Consider the following 17,682-nt stretch of genomic DNA (forward strand, 5'->3'; position numbering starts at 1 on the left):
TTTTGTTCCCTTTTATGAATTTGGTTGATCGAGCGGACCTAGGACTGGCTGAATTTCGGCGCCCACGGCACCACGATGCGTTCGAGAATTTCGGCGGCGTAGTAGAAGGCGATGCCAAGCACGGAAACGAGCAGCAGCGCTGCAAAGACCAGCGCCGTGTCGAGCTGGGTCGAAGCGAACTGAATGACGTAGCCGAGACCGTCCGACGCCCCGGCGAACTCACCGACGATAGCGCCGATCACGCTCAACGTGGCGGCGATCTTGGTTCCGGCCATCAGGTTCGGCAGCGAGTGCGGGACGCGGATCCTGAACAGGATCTGCGTCGGGCTGGCACCGACCGAATTCATCAGCGACAGCAGCGAACGGTCGACCGATTGCATGCCCGCCAGCATCGACAGCGTCACCGGGAAGAAGGCGATGACCAGGATCAGGCCGATCTTGGGCGCCAGCCCGTAGCCGAACCAGAGGATGAAGATCGGCGCGAGTGCGACTTTCGGCACGTTCTGGAACAGCACCACCAGTGGATACAGCGCGCGTCCCAACCAGTCGAAGCGCACGATGACCAGCGCAATGGCAATGCCGACCACGACCGAGACCAGGAAGCCGAACAGGATCTCGCCCGCCGTCACCAGCGTCGCCTGCATCAGCGTGCCCCATTGCGCCACCAGCGACTTCGCGATCTCGGAAGGGGCGGGAACGATGAAGGCGGATATGGCAAAGATCCGCACGGCGGCTTCCCACAGCACGATCGTCACCAGCAGGAGGATAACCGCCGGCAGCCAGCTGCCGGTTGCCGCACTCCAGCTGGAGGCGAGCCGCGGCTCGGAAAGGTCCGTGATGGGCTGGTCGCTCAAGACGCGCCTCCCGGTTGATGGCTGAATCGCAGCATCGTTCGCAACTGGACCACCAGCCTGACGAACTCCGGATCTTCGGTGACCGACAGGTCGCGCGGATAAGGCAGCGCAATGTCGAGGCTCTCGGTGATCCGCCCCGGCTTGATCCCCAGCACGTGAACATGGCGCGACAGATGGATGGCCTCGTCGATGGAGTGGGTGACGAGCACGATCGTCTTGCCGGTGCGCTGCCAGATCTCCAGCAGCGACTGGCCCATCGAATCGCGGGTGATGGCATCGAGCGCGCCGAACGGTTCGTCCATCAGCAGCACCGCGGGATCGAGCGCCAGGGCCCGTGCGATGGCCACCCGCTGCCGCATGCCGCCCGATAGTTCGTGTGGCCGCTTGTGGGCGCTGTCGCCCAGCCCCACCAGTTCCAGCATCTCCTGCCCGCGCGCCCGCAGATCCGAGCGCGACAGCGACTTGTCGGCAATGCCGAGCAGCATCGAGGCATTGTCGACGGCGTTCTTCCAGGGGAGCAGGTTGGCATCTTGAAAGACGAGGCCGATCATGCGCTTGCGCGCCGCCTCGACCGGCGCGAGCCCGGCGATCGAGACGCTGCCCTGGGTCGGCTGCACCAGCCCGGCCAGCACCTTGAGCAAGGTGCTCTTGCCACAGCCGGAAGGACCGATAAGGGAGACAAACGACCCCTTCGGCACCGAGAGATCGATATTCCTGAGGATCAACTGCCGGGCAATGACCACCGAAACGCCTTTGGCGGAGATCAAATCGTCATGGCGGATATGGGCCGGCTTGTCGCCGGCGGCTCGGATGGTTTCAATGCGCATGGCTTGTCGCCCCGCGCGCTGTTTTCTGCCGCACCCGCACCATCTTGATGGCGAAGGCGCCCTTCACACAAACAGCCGACCGGTGGAACTCCTCAAACCGGCCTGCCCTGTGCGCACCATGTGACATTGGCTACTCCCGGTCTTCCAGGATGCGCCGCACCGCGACGAGCTTGCGCGCCCGTTCGCCTTGCAGCGCCTTTGTCTGCTCGGGCGTGTAGGCAAACATGCCCTCGCCCGACTTGATGCCGAACTTCGACGCAGCCGTCTTCTCCAGCACCATCGGCGCGACATCGTCGCGGTTGGAGAGATCAGCGTTCAGGAAGGACGAGACGGATTTGTAGATGTCCAGCCCCGCCATATCGAGCAGCGCCATCGGGCCGATGACGGCAATCTTGTAGCCGATGCCCCACGACACACAGGTGTCGAGGTCTTCCGGCTCGATGACGCCGCGCTCGACAAGGTCGACCGCCTCGCGCAGCAGCGCATAGAGCACGCGGTTCTCGACGAAGCCCGGAACGTCCTTCTTCACCATCACCGGCAGCAGGCCGATCGAGCGGATGAGATCGCGGATAACAGCCACGGTTTCAGGCGCGGTCTTCTCGCCGCCGATCACCTCGATCATCGGGATGATGTGCGGCGGGTTCGACCAGTGCATGCCGACCATCCGCTCGGGATGCGAGATATGCGCCTGCAGCTTGGTGATCGGGATGCCTGACGTATCAGAAGCGACGATGACCGACGGGCCGATCAGCGGATCGATGTCACGATAGGTCTGCGCCTTGATGTCGATATTCTCGGGCACATTCTCGATGACCAGTTCGGCGCCGTCGACGGCCTCGGCGATCGTCTCGACGAAACGCACGCTGCCGGCGCCTGTCCCGGGCGCCTTGATGTCGAGACGGTCGAGCACGCCGCCGGCGAGATCAAGCATGCCGCGGGCACGCTCGACTGCCGCCTGCGAAACATCATACGCCATGACATCGAGCCCGCCGCGCGAAAGCCGCGCGGCGATGCCTGGACCCATCGTTCCCAGTCCGATGAGAGCGGCGCGCTTGATCATCATGCCGCCTTTGCGGGAGCAGCAGTGGTTGCCGCCTTGAAGGCAGGCCGAGCGGCGATCGCGGCCACCCAGCGCTCCAGATTGGGCATCGACGGCCGGTCGATCTTGAAGTCGACGCAGCGCTTTAGGATCGGCGCGCAGGCAATGTCTGCAAGCGTCAGCTTGCCGAGTGCCAGGAAGTCCTTGCCGGCCAGGTGGCCGTCGACGATCTTGAGCTGCGCGACAAGGTCCTTCACTTGTTCCTTGTATTCGGCGGTCTGTTCCTCGGGTGTGAGCTTGGCGCCTTTGAAGGCCGCCAGGTAGCCCGGATTGACCGCAGCCAGCAGGAAGTCCATCCAGCGCTCGACCTCGGTCTTTTCCGCCGGCGTGGCGCCATTCAACTGTTCGCCGCCGAATGCCGCGAGATAGCGCAGGATGGTGTTGGATTCCCAGATCACGGTGTCGCCGTCGACCAGCGTCGGCACCTTGGAGGTTGGGTTGAGCGCCTTGTATTCCGCCGTCTGCGTGTTCTCGAACTGGCGGCCATAATCTTCGCGCTTGTAGGATGCTCCCAACTCTTCGAGCATGAAGAGCACCTTCTGGACGTTGCCTGATGTCTGGCGACCTAACAGCTTGTACATGTTGTCTCCTCGATTGTGTCCAAGGCCTACTTGCTCGCCGGGAGCGGCTTGTAGACGATGGCGTCCATTTCGATCTTGGTGTTGATGACCGCTTTTGCCTCGACGGTCGTGCGTGCCAGAACGGCGTCGCCGATCCCTTCGAGAAACGCCTTGTTGTAGCGGCCGAAATCGCGCGTATCCTCGAGATAGGTGGTGATCCGTACGACATCCGACAGCGTCGCGCCTTCATGCGCGATGACGCGCGCGATGGTCTTCAGCGTCGCCAGCGTCTCTTCCTCGATCGTGCCGCTGATCATGTTGTTGTTCTCGTCCTTCGGCACCTGGCCCGAGACGAAGATGAAATCGCCGGCACGGACCGCCGGATGAAACGGCAGGTTCGGGTTCTTGTTGCCGATGGCGTAGTGGCTGGCGGATTTTCGCGTGCTGTCGCTCAACATACCCCCCTAGAGAACGCTGGTTTCGATGATGTCGACGCCGCGGATGCGATCGATCAGGTAAACGATGCCGCGGTCGTCGATGGTCACGTCGTTGGACGAGGAACGCTCCGCCCCCTCCGGCGCGTCGGGCATGAAATGGCCGACTTCCTTTGGCGCGAACGGATCGGCGATGTCGACGAGGCGCAGCCCCTGCGCGAACCACGCAAAGGGAATGACGGTTCCATTAAACCGCTCGGAGGGCTGGTGGCAGCCGGTCATCGGCGGTTGCGGCGCGCCATCCGGGTCGAGGCCAGGCACCTGGAAGGTCGAGATCGGCAACGGGTTGGTCTCGTCGGTGATGTCGTAGATCCAGGTGAAGGCCGGCGGTGAAGGTCGCAGTTTGGCAACATCCTCGTCCGCCACCACCATGATGTTGCGGCCCTTGAGCGGCTGTGGGATCGGCAGGCAGGTGTGGGTGGGATGCGGAAAGCTCGGGCTCGAATTGACGTGCGAGACCAGCTTTGGCTTGGTGATGTCCGAAATGTCCAGGATGAACAGGCCGTGATGCCAGTAGCTGACATAGAGCCTGTCGCCCATGCGCAGCGGATGGTGGCAACGCGGCGTGACATAGTCATGCCACGGGTATTCTTCGCCGCCCCCGGTCCACTGGCCGGGTATCCACCAGCGGCCTACCTCGACCGGCTTCGTGGGATCGATCAGGTCGAGGATCATCACGATGTTGCCGACATAACCGTCGGCGGTCGGCGAGATGTAGACGTAACGGCCGTCATAGTCGTAGCGGTGGACGCCCTTGCCGCCGGTTATCCATTTCGAGATGAGCTTGGGCTGCGCCGGCTTGGTTGTGTCGTAAAGCGCCAGTCCGCCGCCGAAATCGGCCGGGCCGGCATCGCCGAAGCGCTCGTGGTTGATGATCATCAGCCCGTCCTTGGCGCGCACCTTGTGCGAGTGCCAGCCTGGCGGGACATCGATCGTGGCTACCTTGCGCGGATTGCGCGGGTCCGAAATGTCGACCAGCGTCGTGCCGCTCGGCGGCCGCATGTGGCCGATATAGAGGATGTTGCCGTCGACCCAGACCTGGCCGCCGCCTGGGCAGTCGACATGGCCGATCTGCTTGGTGTTGAACGCCGAAACCAAATGCATACGCCCTTGCTGCTGAAACGTTATTTCGATGTCCCCGCCGCCAATCGCGGCGGGACAGTGCTTGCCGATGGACCGGAACTAGACGAGGCGGAGAAGATCGCCGGCCTGGTTGCGGCCCCAGCGCTTGTAGAGGAGCAGCGCCTTCTGCGTCGGCGCATCGGTGGCGCCGAAGAAGATCACCGGCTCGCTCGACGAGCCGTTGACATGCTCGACCCAGGAACCGCCGGGTATGGCGATGGTGTCGAACTGGTTCCAGTCATAACGTTTGCCGTCGATGATCGAATGGCCGTTACCGCGGAACGGCGCCAAGAGCAGGCTGGCGGTCTCGCGCTGCGGCAAGGTCTTCTCGCCGGGGCGCAGCATCTGCACATAGAAATTGATGGTGTGGAAGACGGGTCCGCCGGTCGTCGGATCGACATAGTCGATGACGATGCCTTCATGGGGGTCGCCATCCCAGTCCTTGTGGGCATCGAGGACCGCTTCCATCTTCTCCCAGCGGTAGACATACATCGGCGACGACAGGCCGCCGCCACGCTTGTGGTCGACGAAACGCGGCATCAGGCCACCCTCGCCATAGATGCGCTGTGAGTAGTCGCTCGGATAGCGGGCGGTCTGCACCTTCTTCTCGACTTCCTTGCCATCGACCATCTCGGTGTATTTGTGGTCGAAATGGACGGCATGCAGCGTTTCGACCAACGGCAGGTCGAGCACCGACAGGTTGACCGCCTGCTCGCCGCCGACGGTGCCATGATTGTGCCAGGCGTCGTTGGGCGTGAGCACCATGTCGCCCGGGCCGAAGACCACGTCTTCGCCCTCGACGCCGGTGAAGTTGCCCTTGCCGGTCAGGCCGAAGCGGATGGCGCTCGGCGAGTGCTTGTGCGGCGGCATGATCTCGTCGGGATCGTTCAGGCGGTAGGCGGTGTACATGGTGCTGACCGATGCACGCTTGGGCGCAAGGCCAGGATTGACCAGGATCAGCGAACGGCGTTCGCTGTCGTCCATGGTCACCAGTTCGGCGGCGCGCTGCAGCAGCGGCTCGATGTCCGAATAGGACCACACGAAGGGAACGGCCTTCGACGTCGCCATCAGCTGCTTGATCTCGTCATGGTCGACGCCTTCAGACGTCGCCCAGAACGGAAACATGTTCTTTGCGTAGAGGGCGTCATAGAGGCCCTTGAGTGCTGCCTTCTTGTTGGTGAGCACATCGTTAGCTGGTTGCGCCAGGGACATATCGGACACCTCTCGTCACGAAGAAAATACTTCTAACCAGCTCAACCGTATTCGCATTGGTTTTGCTCGACAATACCCAAATTGCGAATTCTTTAAGTTTTTGGTTGAGGTGCATTTTCAACAGACAAATGCTTGGAAATAGGCAGAAAATGGCCAAACCGCGCCCAAAACACCACCAAGAAGGCAGAGTGAAGCCTATCCTTCACGGCCGTGCGGGCTCACACGGCAGTCCAACCAACGTAGGTTTTACTCTCAACCAAAAGATTTTGGTTGCATTCCGGCCGCCACTATCAGGCCGCCACACTCTGTTGAGCGCGGCTGCGGATCAGATCCACGGCCTTTTCGGCGATCATGATGACCGCCGCATTGATGTTGCCGCAGACGAGATCCGGCATCACGGAGGCGTCCACGACACGAAGTCCGGCAACGCCGCGCACCCGCAATTCCGGATCAACCACCGACTCTGCATCGACACCCATGCGGCACGTGCCGGCCGGATGATGCACGGTGATCGACGTCTTGCGGATATGCTCGTCGATCTCTTCGTCGCTCTCGCATTTCGGGCCGGGGAAGAATTCCGCGCCAACGAACGGGGCCATGGACGGCTGGCTGGCAAGGTTGCGCGCGACACGAAAGCCGGCGCGAAGCGACTGCCAGTCGCGCTGCGAGGACAAGAAGTTCTGATGGATCAGGGGCGCGGCGACCGGATCGCTCGACGCCAGCTTGACGCTGCCGCGGCTCTCCGGCTGCACCGCAACGATACGGGTCGCAAAGCCATCGGCGAACGGCGCCTTGAACGGCGACATGTAAGGCCATGCCCCGAGCGGCGCAGCGGTGAAAAGCAGCTGCACGTCCGGCAACGGCCGGCTTGCGTCGCTTTTCAGGAATGCCACGACGCCGCCAGGCACATCTCCCGAAAAGCCCTTTCCGGTGAGATAGGTCTTGACGAAATCCAGCCCGATACGATCGGCCCGCATCATCTTGAGAAACGGTCCCGGCTGTTTGCGCCGATACATCAGGATGACCGAAACATGGTCCTGCAAATTCTTGCCGACCTGGGCACGATCGACCTTCGTCGCGATGCCATGCGCCGCGAGCTCGCCGCTGTCGCCTATGCCTGACAGCATCATCAGCTGCGGCGTGTTGATGACGCCGCCGGCAAGCAGTACTTCGCGCCGCGCCAGAACTTCATGGCTCGCCCCGCCTCTGGTGTAGGCAATGCCCGTTGCGCGGCCATCCCTGAGCAGGATCTTCGTCGTCATCGCGCCGGTCAGCACCTTGACGTTGCCGCGGCGCATGGCCGGCCGCAGATAGGCGGTCGCGGTCGAGCAGCGGCGGCCGTTCGCAATTGTCATCTGCAGGCGGCCGAAGCCTTCCTGTATGGCGCCGTTATAGTCGTCGGTCTGCGGATATCCGGCATCACGGCTGGCCGTGGCGAAGGCATCGATCAGTTCGTCCTTGTAGCGGCAGAACTGGGTGTTCAGCGGCCCGCTGCCGCCGCGATACCGGCTTTCGCCTCCTTCCCAGCGTTCCTGCTTCTTGAAGTAGGGCAGCACCTTGTCGAACGACCAGTCCGTCAGGCCGCTTGCCGCCCAGCGATCGTAGTCGCCGCGATTGCCGCGCACATAAGCCATGGCGTTGGTGGAGGAAGAGCCGCCGATGACCTTGCCACGCGCGCATTCGACCTTGCGGCCGCCGACATTGGCCTCGGGCTCGCAGAAATACATCCAGTCGTGGCGGCGCTCGGTCAGTATCTTGCCCCAGCCGAGCGGGATGTGGATCATCGGATCGCGGTCCCAATCCCCCGCCTCCAGCAGAAGCACCGACACGGCGGGGTCTTCGCTCAGCCGGTTCGCCAGCACGCAGCCGGCCGATCCCGCGCCGACAATGACGTAGTCAAAGGTTTCGCCAACCGGCATGCGTGATCCTCGGGAGAAAGACGGTCCGCCGCGATGGCAACCGTCGACATGACCAGTCAACCATCGCGCAACTGGTGTTGTCAACCATTGCGTACAGTTGTAGATTGGTTGAATTGGTTGAGTGCCGTCGAACAGGTTTTCGTGTCACAATATGATGTCGGGACGTTGAGTCGGCGGTCTGCCGATCGGACAGGAGATTTGGTTTTGAGCGCATTCGAGCCGCAGGTCGGACCATCGGATCTCGACGACATCATCGCCGCGGTCCGCCAGTTGCAGCAGGGCGGCGGCAAGCTTCCGTCCGAGCGCGATCTTGCGGAACATCTGAGCGTCAAGCGCCATCAGCTTCGCAAGGCGCTTGAAGTGCTGCGCCTTTCGGGCGACCTCAAACCGGCGCGTGCCAGGCGGGCGCCGACCGCCCTCCCAAGATATGGCGAGGAACTGGTCAGGGTAACCAATCCGATCGAGGTCCTGGAATTGCGCCTGATCATGGAGCCGGGCCTTGCCCGACTGGCGTCGCTGCGCGCCTCCTCTTTCGAGACGGCGCGGATCCTCGACGCGGCAACCACGCCGGAGAACGCCCCGTCGGGTGAGGTCGACTTCGCTTTCCATCTCGCGATCGTTGCCGCGGCCCGGAACCACCTCGCCGCGGAATTCTACAAGATGCTGCGCCAGGTCGGTGTCGATGCGCGGGTGAAGGTTGCGCGCACCGCGGCACCCACCTGCCCCAAGCGGATCGCCCACCGCGACGGCGAGCATCGCCTGATCGCCGAAGCGATCTCGCAGCGCGATCCCGAAGCGGCAGAGGCCGCAATGCGCGCGCACCTTTTGTCCGTGCAGAGACAGATCATGGAACGGTCGAATGCCGGCGCCTTTGCCGCCTGATCGTATCAGCTTCCGACATTGAGCCTGTGCGGGGAATTGCAAATTGAAACGTCATTTCGACGTGCTGGTGATCGGCGCGGGATCCGCCGGCTCGGTTGTTGCCAGCCGGCTCAGTGAAGACCGGTCGTGCCAGGTCGGCCTCATCGAGGCCGGGGCGATGCCGGCCGATCCCGACATCGCCGATCCGCTGAAATGGACGATGCTCCAGGGCCGCGCCTACGACTGGAGCTACCGGACCGTGCCCCAGCCCTTCACCGCCAACCGCGTCCACGAATGGCCGCGCGGCAGGATCGTCGGCGGCTCGAGCTGCCTGCATGCAATGGCCTATGTGCGCGGCCATGCCGATGATTTCGAACCCTGGGCGCGAGCCGGCGGCGAGCGCTGGTCCTATCGGGGGTTGTTGCCGGGCTTCATCCGCAGCGAAGCCTTCACCGCCTTCGACGGGCCGACACGCGGCAGGAGCGGCCCGCTGGATGTCTATCTGCCGGACGCCGAGGTCAGTCCGGTCGTGCGTGCCTATATCGCCGCCGGGCGCGCCATGGGCGCTCCCGCCCTGAGCGACCACAACAGCGGCGAACTGGTCGGCACCAGTCCCAATTCACTCAACATACGTGACGGCAAGCGCCTGAGCGTCGCGGACGCCTATCTGCCGCCGCGGGTCATGGCGCGGCCGAACCTGACCTTGCTCGCCCGCCACGAGGTCGAGCATCTGGTGCTCAACGGCCACAAGGTCACGGGCGTGAGCGTAGTCTGCGACGGTGAGACCGGAACGCTCTCCGCCGACCGAATCGTTCTTTGCGCCGGCGCCGTGTCCTCGCCGCTCATCCTCATGCGGTCGGGCATTGGTTGCCCGGATACGCTGAAGCAGGCGGGGATACGTTGCCTTGCCGATCGCGGCGATGTCGGCCGCAACCTGCAGGACCATCTGCTGGCTCTCGGAAATGTCTACAGCACGAAGAAGCCGGTGCCGCCTTCCCGCCTGCAGCACTCCGAATCGCTGATGTATCTGCACAGCGACGACCCGACCCGCTCCATGGGAAGTCCCGATATCGTGCTCGCCTGCGTCGTCGCTCCGTCGGCGGCCGAGGGCCTGAATGCCCCGCCCTATGGCTCGGCCTTTACCATCCTGTGCGGCGTCACCCATCCGACAAGCCGCGGGCGCATCACACCGAGCGGTCCGGGCCGCAACGATGCGCCGGTCATCGACCCGCATTATCTCGAAACCGAACACGACCGCGCGACATTCAGGATGGCGTTGAAGCGGGCGCGCATGGTCGGCCATCATGCGGCCCTGGACGAATGGCGCGATACGGAGATCCTGCCAGGTGCACCGGTTCAGTCCGATGCCGAACTCGATGCTTTTATCGCCAGGGCTGCTTCCACCCATCACCATCCGGCCGGCACGTGCCGGATGGGTCGTGACGCCGAAGCCGTCGTCGATCCTGACTTGCGGCTGAACGGCTTCGACAATGCCTTTGTCGTCGATGCCTCGGTGATGCCGGCGATCCCGAGCGGACCGATCAACGCGGCGATCGTCGCCATCGCCGAAACCTGGGCGGCGTCTTCACGAGCTACCCCGCTGGCAGCGTGAAGGCGGCCGCGTCCCACAATTCCCCTGGGTTCCGAATGGCCCTGGTTCCCAGCGACTGTCAGCTATGGAGATGCGTCAGCTCAAACGCGGCTCCGTCCTGGACGCCGGCCATGCGCTGCTCGGCGGATCGGAACATGTCCGCGAACTCCACCTGGTTCTCGAACACCACGCCGCCGACCTTGACGGCCAGGGCATCCTCGGTCCCTTTTGGCGCGAAATAGACTTGCGCGATGCGCGCCCTGATACGCTCGCCGATTTCCCTGGCTTCTGCTTCGGTCGCGCCGGCTAGGAAAACCCCGAACATCGACGTCCCCATACGTCCAACCAGATCCTCCGCGCGCACCGACGATTGTATGGTTGAGGCTATGAGCCGCAAGGCCTGATCGCCCCATTCAAGACCAAAGCGCAGGTTGATGGACCGCAGATGTTCCGAATGGATGACCAGGAAGGCGCCCGATTTAGGCCCCGGCACCGACGGCCTTGCTGTTCTTCTCTCGACCATCGACGTGAAGACCGCTCCGTTCAGACAGCCGGTCGTGGTGTCGAAGGTTGCCGACTTGTCGAGCTCCCGGCGATAGCGACGAAGCTCGATCTGTTTCAATCCAACGAACAGAAAAAGCGGAACACCAAGAACGACAGGCAACAGGATTGCCGTGATCATGCTGCGCCCAAATGGCGTCAGCGCCTCGGAGAACAGGAGCAGATAATTGAGGCCGACGGAAATGCCCAGGATTGCAGTGGTTCCCAGAAAGGTCAGCAAAGCGACGCCTTTCCATGCCTGGTCGGTGGTGCTCGCCATAGTCTTTGTCACTGGCCGATCTCCTGTGGATGGGCTGGTATAAGGCCGGTGTGTTGCAATTTCAGTTTCAAGGAACGTTGCAATTTAATCGATTGCGCGATGACCCCATCAAGGCTGCGGACGAAATTGGCTTGCTCCAAACGCATGACCTCGGCTTTGGGAAAGAACATGCATGAAAGACAAGACGCAAAGCTGCGCCCGTGGCGGTTAAAAAGGGATTGAATGGCAGGCTATTGTGCCGGCCCGAATATGCCCATCTCAGCCTTTCGGGCTGTCGCCTCCGCCTTGCCGTAGATGCCGCCCGGCAGCGCCGTTGCCCAGCCGTTGGAGACAAGCCAGGCGCCAACATCCTGCTTGCCCAGCCTGCACGGGGCGGCGACGGCAAAACGCTCGACGTCCGGAGGTACGAAACAGTGCAGCGCGCGTCCCCTCAGCCAGGAATTGAAAACGGCGCGTGCGCGCAGGCCGCAAGGCCAGGTGACGTCATGAGACGAGCAGGAGCTGTCGAGATCGATGCCTCGCACTCCGCTGATGGCCACCTTGCGGCCCATGGATTCGAACATCGCCGACGATGTGGCAACCGGGCGGTAGAGCAAGACCTCCCGCCAATCCCTGGGCATTGGCGTTTTCGGGGGCACGGCGAGACCAAGCTCGCTGAGTGGCGGACGGGGTTCGGCCCGTTCGATCTCGGCGGGATCAAGCCGCGGCGGAGCGATCAGGTCTTGAGCAACCTTGCGCGCCGGCTCCAGGCGTTGTGCGCCGGCAACCGGGGCAACCGGCCGGATATGCTGCGTATCGTCAGCATCCCGCGACAGGGCACGGACAGGCCGATCGACCGAAAGCCCGCCTTGAATGATCAGCAGTATCCCGGCCAGAAGCAGGAGGCTTCCGAACGCGATCGCCAAGCGGCTGCGGTCCGGACTGCCCATCAGCTTGAACAGGGTCTCAGGGATTTGCGCCGGTCAGAAACCCGACGTCGATTTCGCAACCAGCTTGAGCGCACCTTTTTCAATCCGATAGAACGGCATCGAGCGTTGACTGGATCCGTCAGCCCGAAACCGGAACAGGCCGGTCGACCCGCGAAACCCGTTTGGATTTTCGAGAACCTTTTTGCTGAAGCCATCAGGCCCGATCGCGCTGGCAATCCCTGCCGTCAGGGCAACCATGTCATAGGCATAGGCCACATTGACGTCGGCGGGATAGTTGTATGTCGTCCTGAAGCGGTCCGCGATCGGCCCGGTTTCACTCGGATCGAGCGTGGCGATAAACGCTCCCTCGAAGAGCGGATCAATGGGGTGCTCCAGCCAACGGTTCGTTCCGACGACGGAGATTGTCTTCCCCGGAATGCCCTTTGCTTTGAGGGCGGCGAGGATAGGCGACGGGCTGGCATTGCCGCTGGCAACGATGACGGCGTCGGGGGCGTCCACGAGTGAGCCCATTTCGTCGACCGCCTTCGCGCCACCGTCGCCGGCCGAATACGGGAGAGTGACCGCGAGCGTAGCACCGTAGATGCTGAGGCTGTTTGCAACCCGCTTCTCCATGGCGCCGGCGTTTGGGCCATCCGCGACAAACAGTACGAACTTCTTGCTGCCTTTCGCAGCCAGGCCCGCAGCGCCCGCGGCGGCGCTGTCCGCTTCACCAAGAAGCACGGCATAGACCCCGGCGCCGCCGGCGAAATTATCGGCAAGCGCCAGAACCGGTGGCCGCTTCGATCCCGAAAGCGTGGCAATATGCTGGACTGCCGGCAGCTCGGTCGGGCCAATGACGACTTTAGATCCCGTCGTAATGGCCGTAACCGCCAGTTTGCTGGCCTGCGCGCTGTCGCCCTTGGTGTCCTCTATCGTCAGCGTCAGCAATCCGTTGCCGATATCCGTCATCGCCAGCTTGGTCGCATCGAGCATCTTCCTGCCGTTTTCCCCGGCCGTTCCAGGCGCGGACAGTGGCAGCAGCATCGTGACTTTGGTCGAACCGGTGCCCAGCGACTGGGTCGCCTGGACCGGACCGCCACCGGCGGCGCCATTCTGCCCGGCAGGCGCGGCAACCGCCGCCGGATCGAGCACTTCGGACACGCCGCCCTTCGACTGGCAGCCCGACACGATCGCGGCGAGCGCCAAGGCGATTGCCCATGTCCGCGGACAGTGGACCTGTCGGCCAGCTTCCATGAATGCTCCACCCCTATGTGCCGCCGGATATTGTTCCCGGTCTGTCTTCAACGCATGTTACGGCGGACTTGCAGTGCCGTCTGCAGTTCTTTTAGCCGCCGAAAAGCCTGCCTCTGAGCGCCCTGATCTGCCTTGCTTGCCCGACACTTCGATAGTCGGCGCATTTCATGTATCGCGGCCCCGGCACGAACAGGCGGCGCACGCAAACGGCTTTTTCCTGGGCAGGGGCTCCCTCCTCCCCTCCTGGCGAAAATGCGGAAAAGCCTGACGTCGCCACCGGCAACGGCCCGGTCACTTCGATCCCCTCCCTTGCCAGGATTGCCCGTGCACGCTGGCAGTAGTGGACAGAAAGGGCCGAGAACCGGCTTTCATTGTGCCCGGCGCGATATTTCATGACGGTGGTGCACAGATCGCCCGCGGCCAGCCTGTTGGCCTGTGCAAGATATTTGACCCCAAGCGCGATGTTGATCGCCGGCGCGCCCAGATCGTCCAGGGAGCCCCGAAAGCCGAGCATCCTGGCCGTCGCCGGCATCACCTGCATCAGGCCGACTTCGCCGTCGGCGCCTTGCGCGCCGGGATCGAAGCCGCTTTCGATCTCCATCACAGCATGCGCCAGCAACGGCTCCAGGCCATAGATCGATGCCTGGCAACTCGCAAATGCCTTGAAAGCCTGCCGGGTCCACTCCGTGGCCGGATCACAGCGCACTGGTTGCTTCAGGCCGGGCGAAAGCTGTTGTTTCGCGGACGGTCTTTCCAGCCAGTTGGCACTGGCCGGCGTGACCGTTTGAACAAAGCCAAACAACACGATCGCGCCTGCGACCGCCTTCAGGAAGGATCCGTCGGCTGTCATGATGGCCAACAGGCGTGGCTTCGCCTATCCGGTCAGTGCATGTACTCGACCATGCGATCGTGAAAACACTCGCATTTGTTGAGCGTGTCTTCGTCCTTGTAGTTCGTCTTCAGGTAGCCGTAAGCCATGCCGCAGGCGACCTTGGCTTCCGATGCCCAGACGAAGACGGGCCGGGACGAGTTGATCCACTCCGAGCTGTTGGCGGCGGCGACCGATTCGTCCATCAGCTTCACCACCTGCTCCTTGAGATCGACAATGTTGTCGTTCAGCACCAGGTTGGACGTGCCGACGACACGGCAATAGTCGCCCGTCGGACCTTCGATGATGTCGGCGGCATACCCCGTCGACCCGACTGCCAGCAACAGCGTCGCGGCGGAAACCAGCAATCTTGCAGAACGTTTCATGTTGAGCTCCCCTAGATATTAGCGACGTATAACATAATCGCGTGGCCGCGCGCTATGGCGTTAAACCACGTTTGCCGTCGTCGTATGCTGAGTCACGCCGTCGTCGTAGAGCAGCGTGATGGTGTTGGCAGCGGGGTGGTTCACAAGCTCAGCCACTTCGAGGAAGTTGGCGCCGCCGGTGGTGCCGTTGGCATCGACACTGAGCACACCCGTCGCCGCATTATAGTTCACGAAGTCGCCGACATTGGCACCGCCAGGTGCCGTGTCGAATAAGGCCGTCAGGTCGATCTTGTCGCCGTCGCCGCCCACGCCGCTAAAGTCGGTGATCAGATCCTTGATGTCGAGGTTCTCAAGTCTGAACGTGTCGGCGCCGGTGCCGCCGGTAAGCGTATCACTCCCCGCACCACCGACCAGCAGGTCGTTGCCGGCGCCGCCGACAAGAGTGTCAGCGCCACCTTCGCCTCTCAGCGTGTCGTTGCCCAGTCCGCCAGCCAGGTAATTTGCGCTGGAGTTTCCGAACAGATAGTCGTCGCCGGAACCGCCGATCAATCCTTCGATGCCCGTAAGGGTATCTCCGGCGGCATCGCCACCGCCGATCGTCGCATCCGCCGGAGTTGTCGAAAATGCCGCCGCGTTCGCATGCCCGTCGTCGGCCAGGTTGATCGAAACAGCCAACGAGCTGCCAGTGTAATCGGCAATGTCGGTCCCGGCCCCGCCCGAGATCGTATCGATATGCGTGCTGCCGGCGATCACGTCGTTCACCGTTCCCGCAAAGCCGGGGAGGGTGAAGGATCCGCCCGAGCTCGCAGCCACCTGATGGATGTCCAGGGACTGGGTTGCACTGACGTCTCCGTCTCCATCGACCGCACTGACTTGGAAATGCAAGGTGGTGTCGGATGGCAGTATCGTTTGTGAGATGTCGACGGCAGATAGCCTGATTTTCGAACCGGCGTCACCGGTTATGGAAATTAGGTTGAAGTCGATCGAAGGGTCGATGATCAGATGTCCGTTCGTAACTGTCGCCGTTCCGCTACGGGTGTCGCCGGTGACGGAATTGGTTGCTATCCATGAAACAGAGCCAGAGCTGTTGCCGCTTGCGGCGAAATCGAGGCTGCCTATGAACTTCGGATTCAGCGTCGGTGCGTCGTTCCCGGCGGTAGCGGAAGTGTGAAACTCCATGGTGAAATTCTCATCTTTCTCGACAAACTGATCGGCGACGCCGAAGCCTTGTGTCGAAGAATTGACGCCGCTGCCACTGCCGGTGAACTCGATCAAACCATCCGGAGTTTCAAGGAAAGGTGTCGGACCACCCGGCGACAGCCCCGTGAGCGTTTGAGTTACCGTTGTTGCCGCATCGGGCGTGATAAGCGCAAAGGCGTAGGTGCCATCTGGATGCAAGGTGAGTGAATAGATGTCGGTCCCCGTGGAGGTTTCGGCCAGCAGCACTGTCGTTCCGTCGGCCTGGACTGTCGTGCTGTAGCTAACCCCCGTGATCGCCGGACCGGTTATGTTGAAATGGTTGACGCCGTCGGCTCCCGCCGCGAAGGCAAACAAGCCGTTGACGGATCCGACCTCGTTGGGGATCGTACCTGGCGTGAAAGCTCCAAGCGTCGGAATGTCATCGACGATGTCGACCAGGATGGAGCCGGTGGTGGTGTTGCCGTGGGCGTCGGTCACCGTATAGCTGAAGCTGTCCTTGTCCTGCTCGGTGGTGATGCCATTGTTGGTCGTCGCGCCGTCATAGGTCTGGGTCAGCGTGTAGGTGTAGGTGCCGTTGGCGTTGAGCACCAGATTGCCGTAGCTGCCGCTGGCCGGCGAGGTCAGCGTATAGGTGTACGGGCCGGTGCCGCCAGCCGGCGTGATCGCGCCGTTGAAGATCTCGCTGTTGCCGGCCGCGTCGCTGCCCGTGGCAAGGCCCTTCTCGTAGACCAGCGCATCGGTGTCGGATGCCGTCACCGTCACATTGTTGACGGTGATGTCCAGCGTCACCGTCGAGGTGTCGCCGTCGCCGTCGGTGATGGTGTAGACGAAGTGATCGACCGCATTGGTGGTCACTGCATTGGCGTTGGCCGTGTAGGTGTAGACGCCGTTGGCGCCCAGAACCAGCGTGCCGTACTGGCCCACGATCCCGCCCAGGCCGCCGCTCACCGGGTTCGACACGTTCGATCCCGTCGCAACGCCCGTCACCGCGCCGCCAGGCGCTGCGCCGTCGGCGCCGAGCACGTCCGCCGTCCCGTCGGTCAGCACATTGCCCGAAGCCTGCGCGCCTTCCGAGACGCTGTTGGTGTCGGCATGCGCCGTCGGAATGTCATCGACGATGTCGACCAGGATGGAGCCGGTGGTGGTGTTGCCGTGGGCGTCGGTCACCGTATAGCTGAAGCTGTCCTTGTCCTGCTCGGTGGTGATGCCATTGTTGGTCGTCGCGCCGTCATAGGTCTGGGTCAGCGTGTAGGTGTAGGTGCCGTTGGCGTTGAGCACCAGATTGCCGTAGCTGCCGCTGGCCGGCGAGGTCAGCGTATAGGTGTACGGGCCGGTGCCGCCAGCCGGCGTGATCGCGCCGTTGAAGATCTCGCTGTTGCCGGCCGCGTCGCTGCCCGTGGCAAGGCCCTTCTCGTAGACCAGCGCATCGGTGTCGGATGCCGTCACCGTCACATTGTTGACGGTGATGTCCAGCGTCACCGTCGAGGTGTCGCCGTCGCCGTCGGTGATGGTGTAGACGAAGTGATCGACCGCATTGGTGGTCACTGCATTGGCGTTGGCCGTGTAGGTGTAGACGCCGTTGGCGCCCAGAACCAGCGTGCCGTACTGGCCCACGATCCCGCCCAGGCCGCCGCTCACCGGGTTCGACACGTTCGATCCCGTCGCAACGCCCGTCACCGCGCCGCCAGGCGCTGCGCCGTCGGCGCC

The 17,682-nt window shown here is 62.9% G+C and carries 16 protein-coding genes; 2 read left to right on the top strand and 14 right to left on the bottom strand.

Annotation, left to right across the window (positions count from 1 at the left end; genetic code table 11):
• Positions 1–38 precede the first annotated feature (38 nt).
• The 8 genes from EOA16_RS10590 to EOA16_RS10625 form a co-directional block, all read right to left on the bottom strand.
• Complete coding sequence (locus EOA16_RS10590; RefSeq protein ID WP_127257735.1) at positions 39–854, bottom strand: ABC transporter permease; 816 nt, start codon at positions 852–854, stop codon at positions 39–41.
• Positions 851–1,681 (bottom strand): ABC transporter ATP-binding protein, encoded by an 831-nt coding sequence (locus EOA16_RS10595; RefSeq protein ID WP_127257737.1) that lies wholly within the window; start codon positions 1,679–1,681, stop codon positions 851–853. Before EOA16_RS10595 ends, EOA16_RS10590 begins: the two co-directional genes overlap by 4 nt.
• Before the next feature lie 130 nt (positions 1,682–1,811).
• Positions 1,812–2,741: a 5-formyl-3-hydroxy-2-methylpyridine 4-carboxylate 5-dehydrogenase gene (fhmpcd1, locus tag EOA16_RS10600; protein ID WP_127257900.1), complete on the bottom strand. Its 930-nt coding sequence runs from the start codon at positions 2,739–2,741 to the stop codon at positions 1,812–1,814.
• Positions 2,741–3,361: a glutathione S-transferase family protein gene (locus tag EOA16_RS10605; RefSeq protein WP_013529861.1), complete on the bottom strand. Its 621-nt coding sequence runs from the start codon at positions 3,359–3,361 to the stop codon at positions 2,741–2,743. Before EOA16_RS10605 ends, fhmpcd1 begins: the two co-directional genes overlap by 1 nt.
• A 26-nt stretch (positions 3,362–3,387) precedes the next feature.
• The gene (locus EOA16_RS10610) at positions 3,388–3,795 is read right to left on the bottom strand and encodes a RidA family protein (protein ID WP_024505125.1); all 408 of its coding nucleotides are present in this window, start codon (positions 3,793–3,795) and stop codon (positions 3,388–3,390) included.
• Between the two features lie 9 nt (positions 3,796–3,804).
• Positions 3,805–4,938 (bottom strand): hypothetical protein, encoded by a 1,134-nt coding sequence (locus tag EOA16_RS10615; RefSeq protein ID WP_164754209.1) that lies wholly within the window; start codon positions 4,936–4,938, stop codon positions 3,805–3,807.
• A gap of 78 nt (positions 4,939–5,016) precedes the next feature.
• Positions 5,017–6,168 (bottom strand): cupin domain-containing protein, encoded by a 1,152-nt coding sequence (locus EOA16_RS10620; RefSeq protein ID WP_024505127.1) that lies wholly within the window; start codon positions 6,166–6,168, stop codon positions 5,017–5,019.
• A 290-nt stretch (positions 6,169–6,458) separates the two neighbouring features.
• Positions 6,459–8,087: a choline dehydrogenase gene (locus EOA16_RS10625; protein WP_127257741.1), complete on the bottom strand. Its 1,629-nt coding sequence runs from the start codon at positions 8,085–8,087 to the stop codon at positions 6,459–6,461.
• A 204-nt stretch (positions 8,088–8,291) separates the two neighbouring features.
• On the opposite strand from EOA16_RS10625, the gene EOA16_RS10630 reads away from it, so the two are divergent.
• Positions 8,292–8,969 (top strand): FCD domain-containing protein, encoded by a 678-nt coding sequence (locus EOA16_RS10630; RefSeq protein WP_013529856.1) that lies wholly within the window; start codon positions 8,292–8,294, stop codon positions 8,967–8,969.
• A gap of 43 nt (positions 8,970–9,012) precedes the next feature.
• Positions 9,013–10,560: a GMC family oxidoreductase N-terminal domain-containing protein gene (locus EOA16_RS10635; RefSeq protein WP_164754210.1), complete on the top strand. Its 1,548-nt coding sequence runs from the start codon at positions 9,013–9,015 to the stop codon at positions 10,558–10,560.
• 58 nt (positions 10,561–10,618) lie between these two features.
• Here the strand turns inward: EOA16_RS10635 and EOA16_RS10640 are convergent, their stop codons facing one another.
• From EOA16_RS10640 to EOA16_RS10665, 6 genes are all read right to left on the bottom strand, one after another.
• Positions 10,619–11,371, bottom strand: coding sequence for a GGDEF domain-containing protein (locus EOA16_RS10640; RefSeq protein ID WP_127257743.1), 753 nt, complete (start codon positions 11,369–11,371; stop codon positions 10,619–10,621).
• Between the two features lie 218 nt (positions 11,372–11,589).
• The gene (locus EOA16_RS10645) at positions 11,590–12,264 is read right to left on the bottom strand and encodes a thermonuclease family protein (RefSeq protein ID WP_245455901.1); all 675 of its coding nucleotides are present in this window, start codon (positions 12,262–12,264) and stop codon (positions 11,590–11,592) included.
• A gap of 57 nt (positions 12,265–12,321) precedes the next feature.
• Positions 12,322–13,473: an ABC transporter substrate-binding protein gene (locus EOA16_RS10650; RefSeq protein ID WP_245455902.1), complete on the bottom strand. Its 1,152-nt coding sequence runs from the start codon at positions 13,471–13,473 to the stop codon at positions 12,322–12,324.
• Between the two features lie 139 nt (positions 13,474–13,612).
• Entirely contained in the window at positions 13,613–14,371 is a 759-nt protein-coding gene (locus tag EOA16_RS10655) for a transglycosylase SLT domain-containing protein (RefSeq protein ID WP_127257904.1), read from the bottom strand.
• Between the two features lie 32 nt (positions 14,372–14,403).
• On the bottom strand, positions 14,404–14,775 hold the full coding sequence (locus tag EOA16_RS10660) for a hypothetical protein (RefSeq protein WP_127257749.1): 372 nt from the start codon (positions 14,773–14,775) through the stop codon (positions 14,404–14,406).
• A 60-nt stretch (positions 14,776–14,835) separates the two neighbouring features.
• The coding region (locus EOA16_RS10665; RefSeq protein ID WP_127257906.1) for an Ig-like domain-containing protein at positions 14,836–17,682 on the bottom strand (2,847 nt) is incomplete at its 5' end.

Source organism: Mesorhizobium sp. M7A.F.Ca.US.008.03.1.1 (genome assembly GCF_003997495.1).
Classification (GTDB): domain Bacteria; phylum Pseudomonadota; class Alphaproteobacteria; order Rhizobiales; family Rhizobiaceae; genus Mesorhizobium.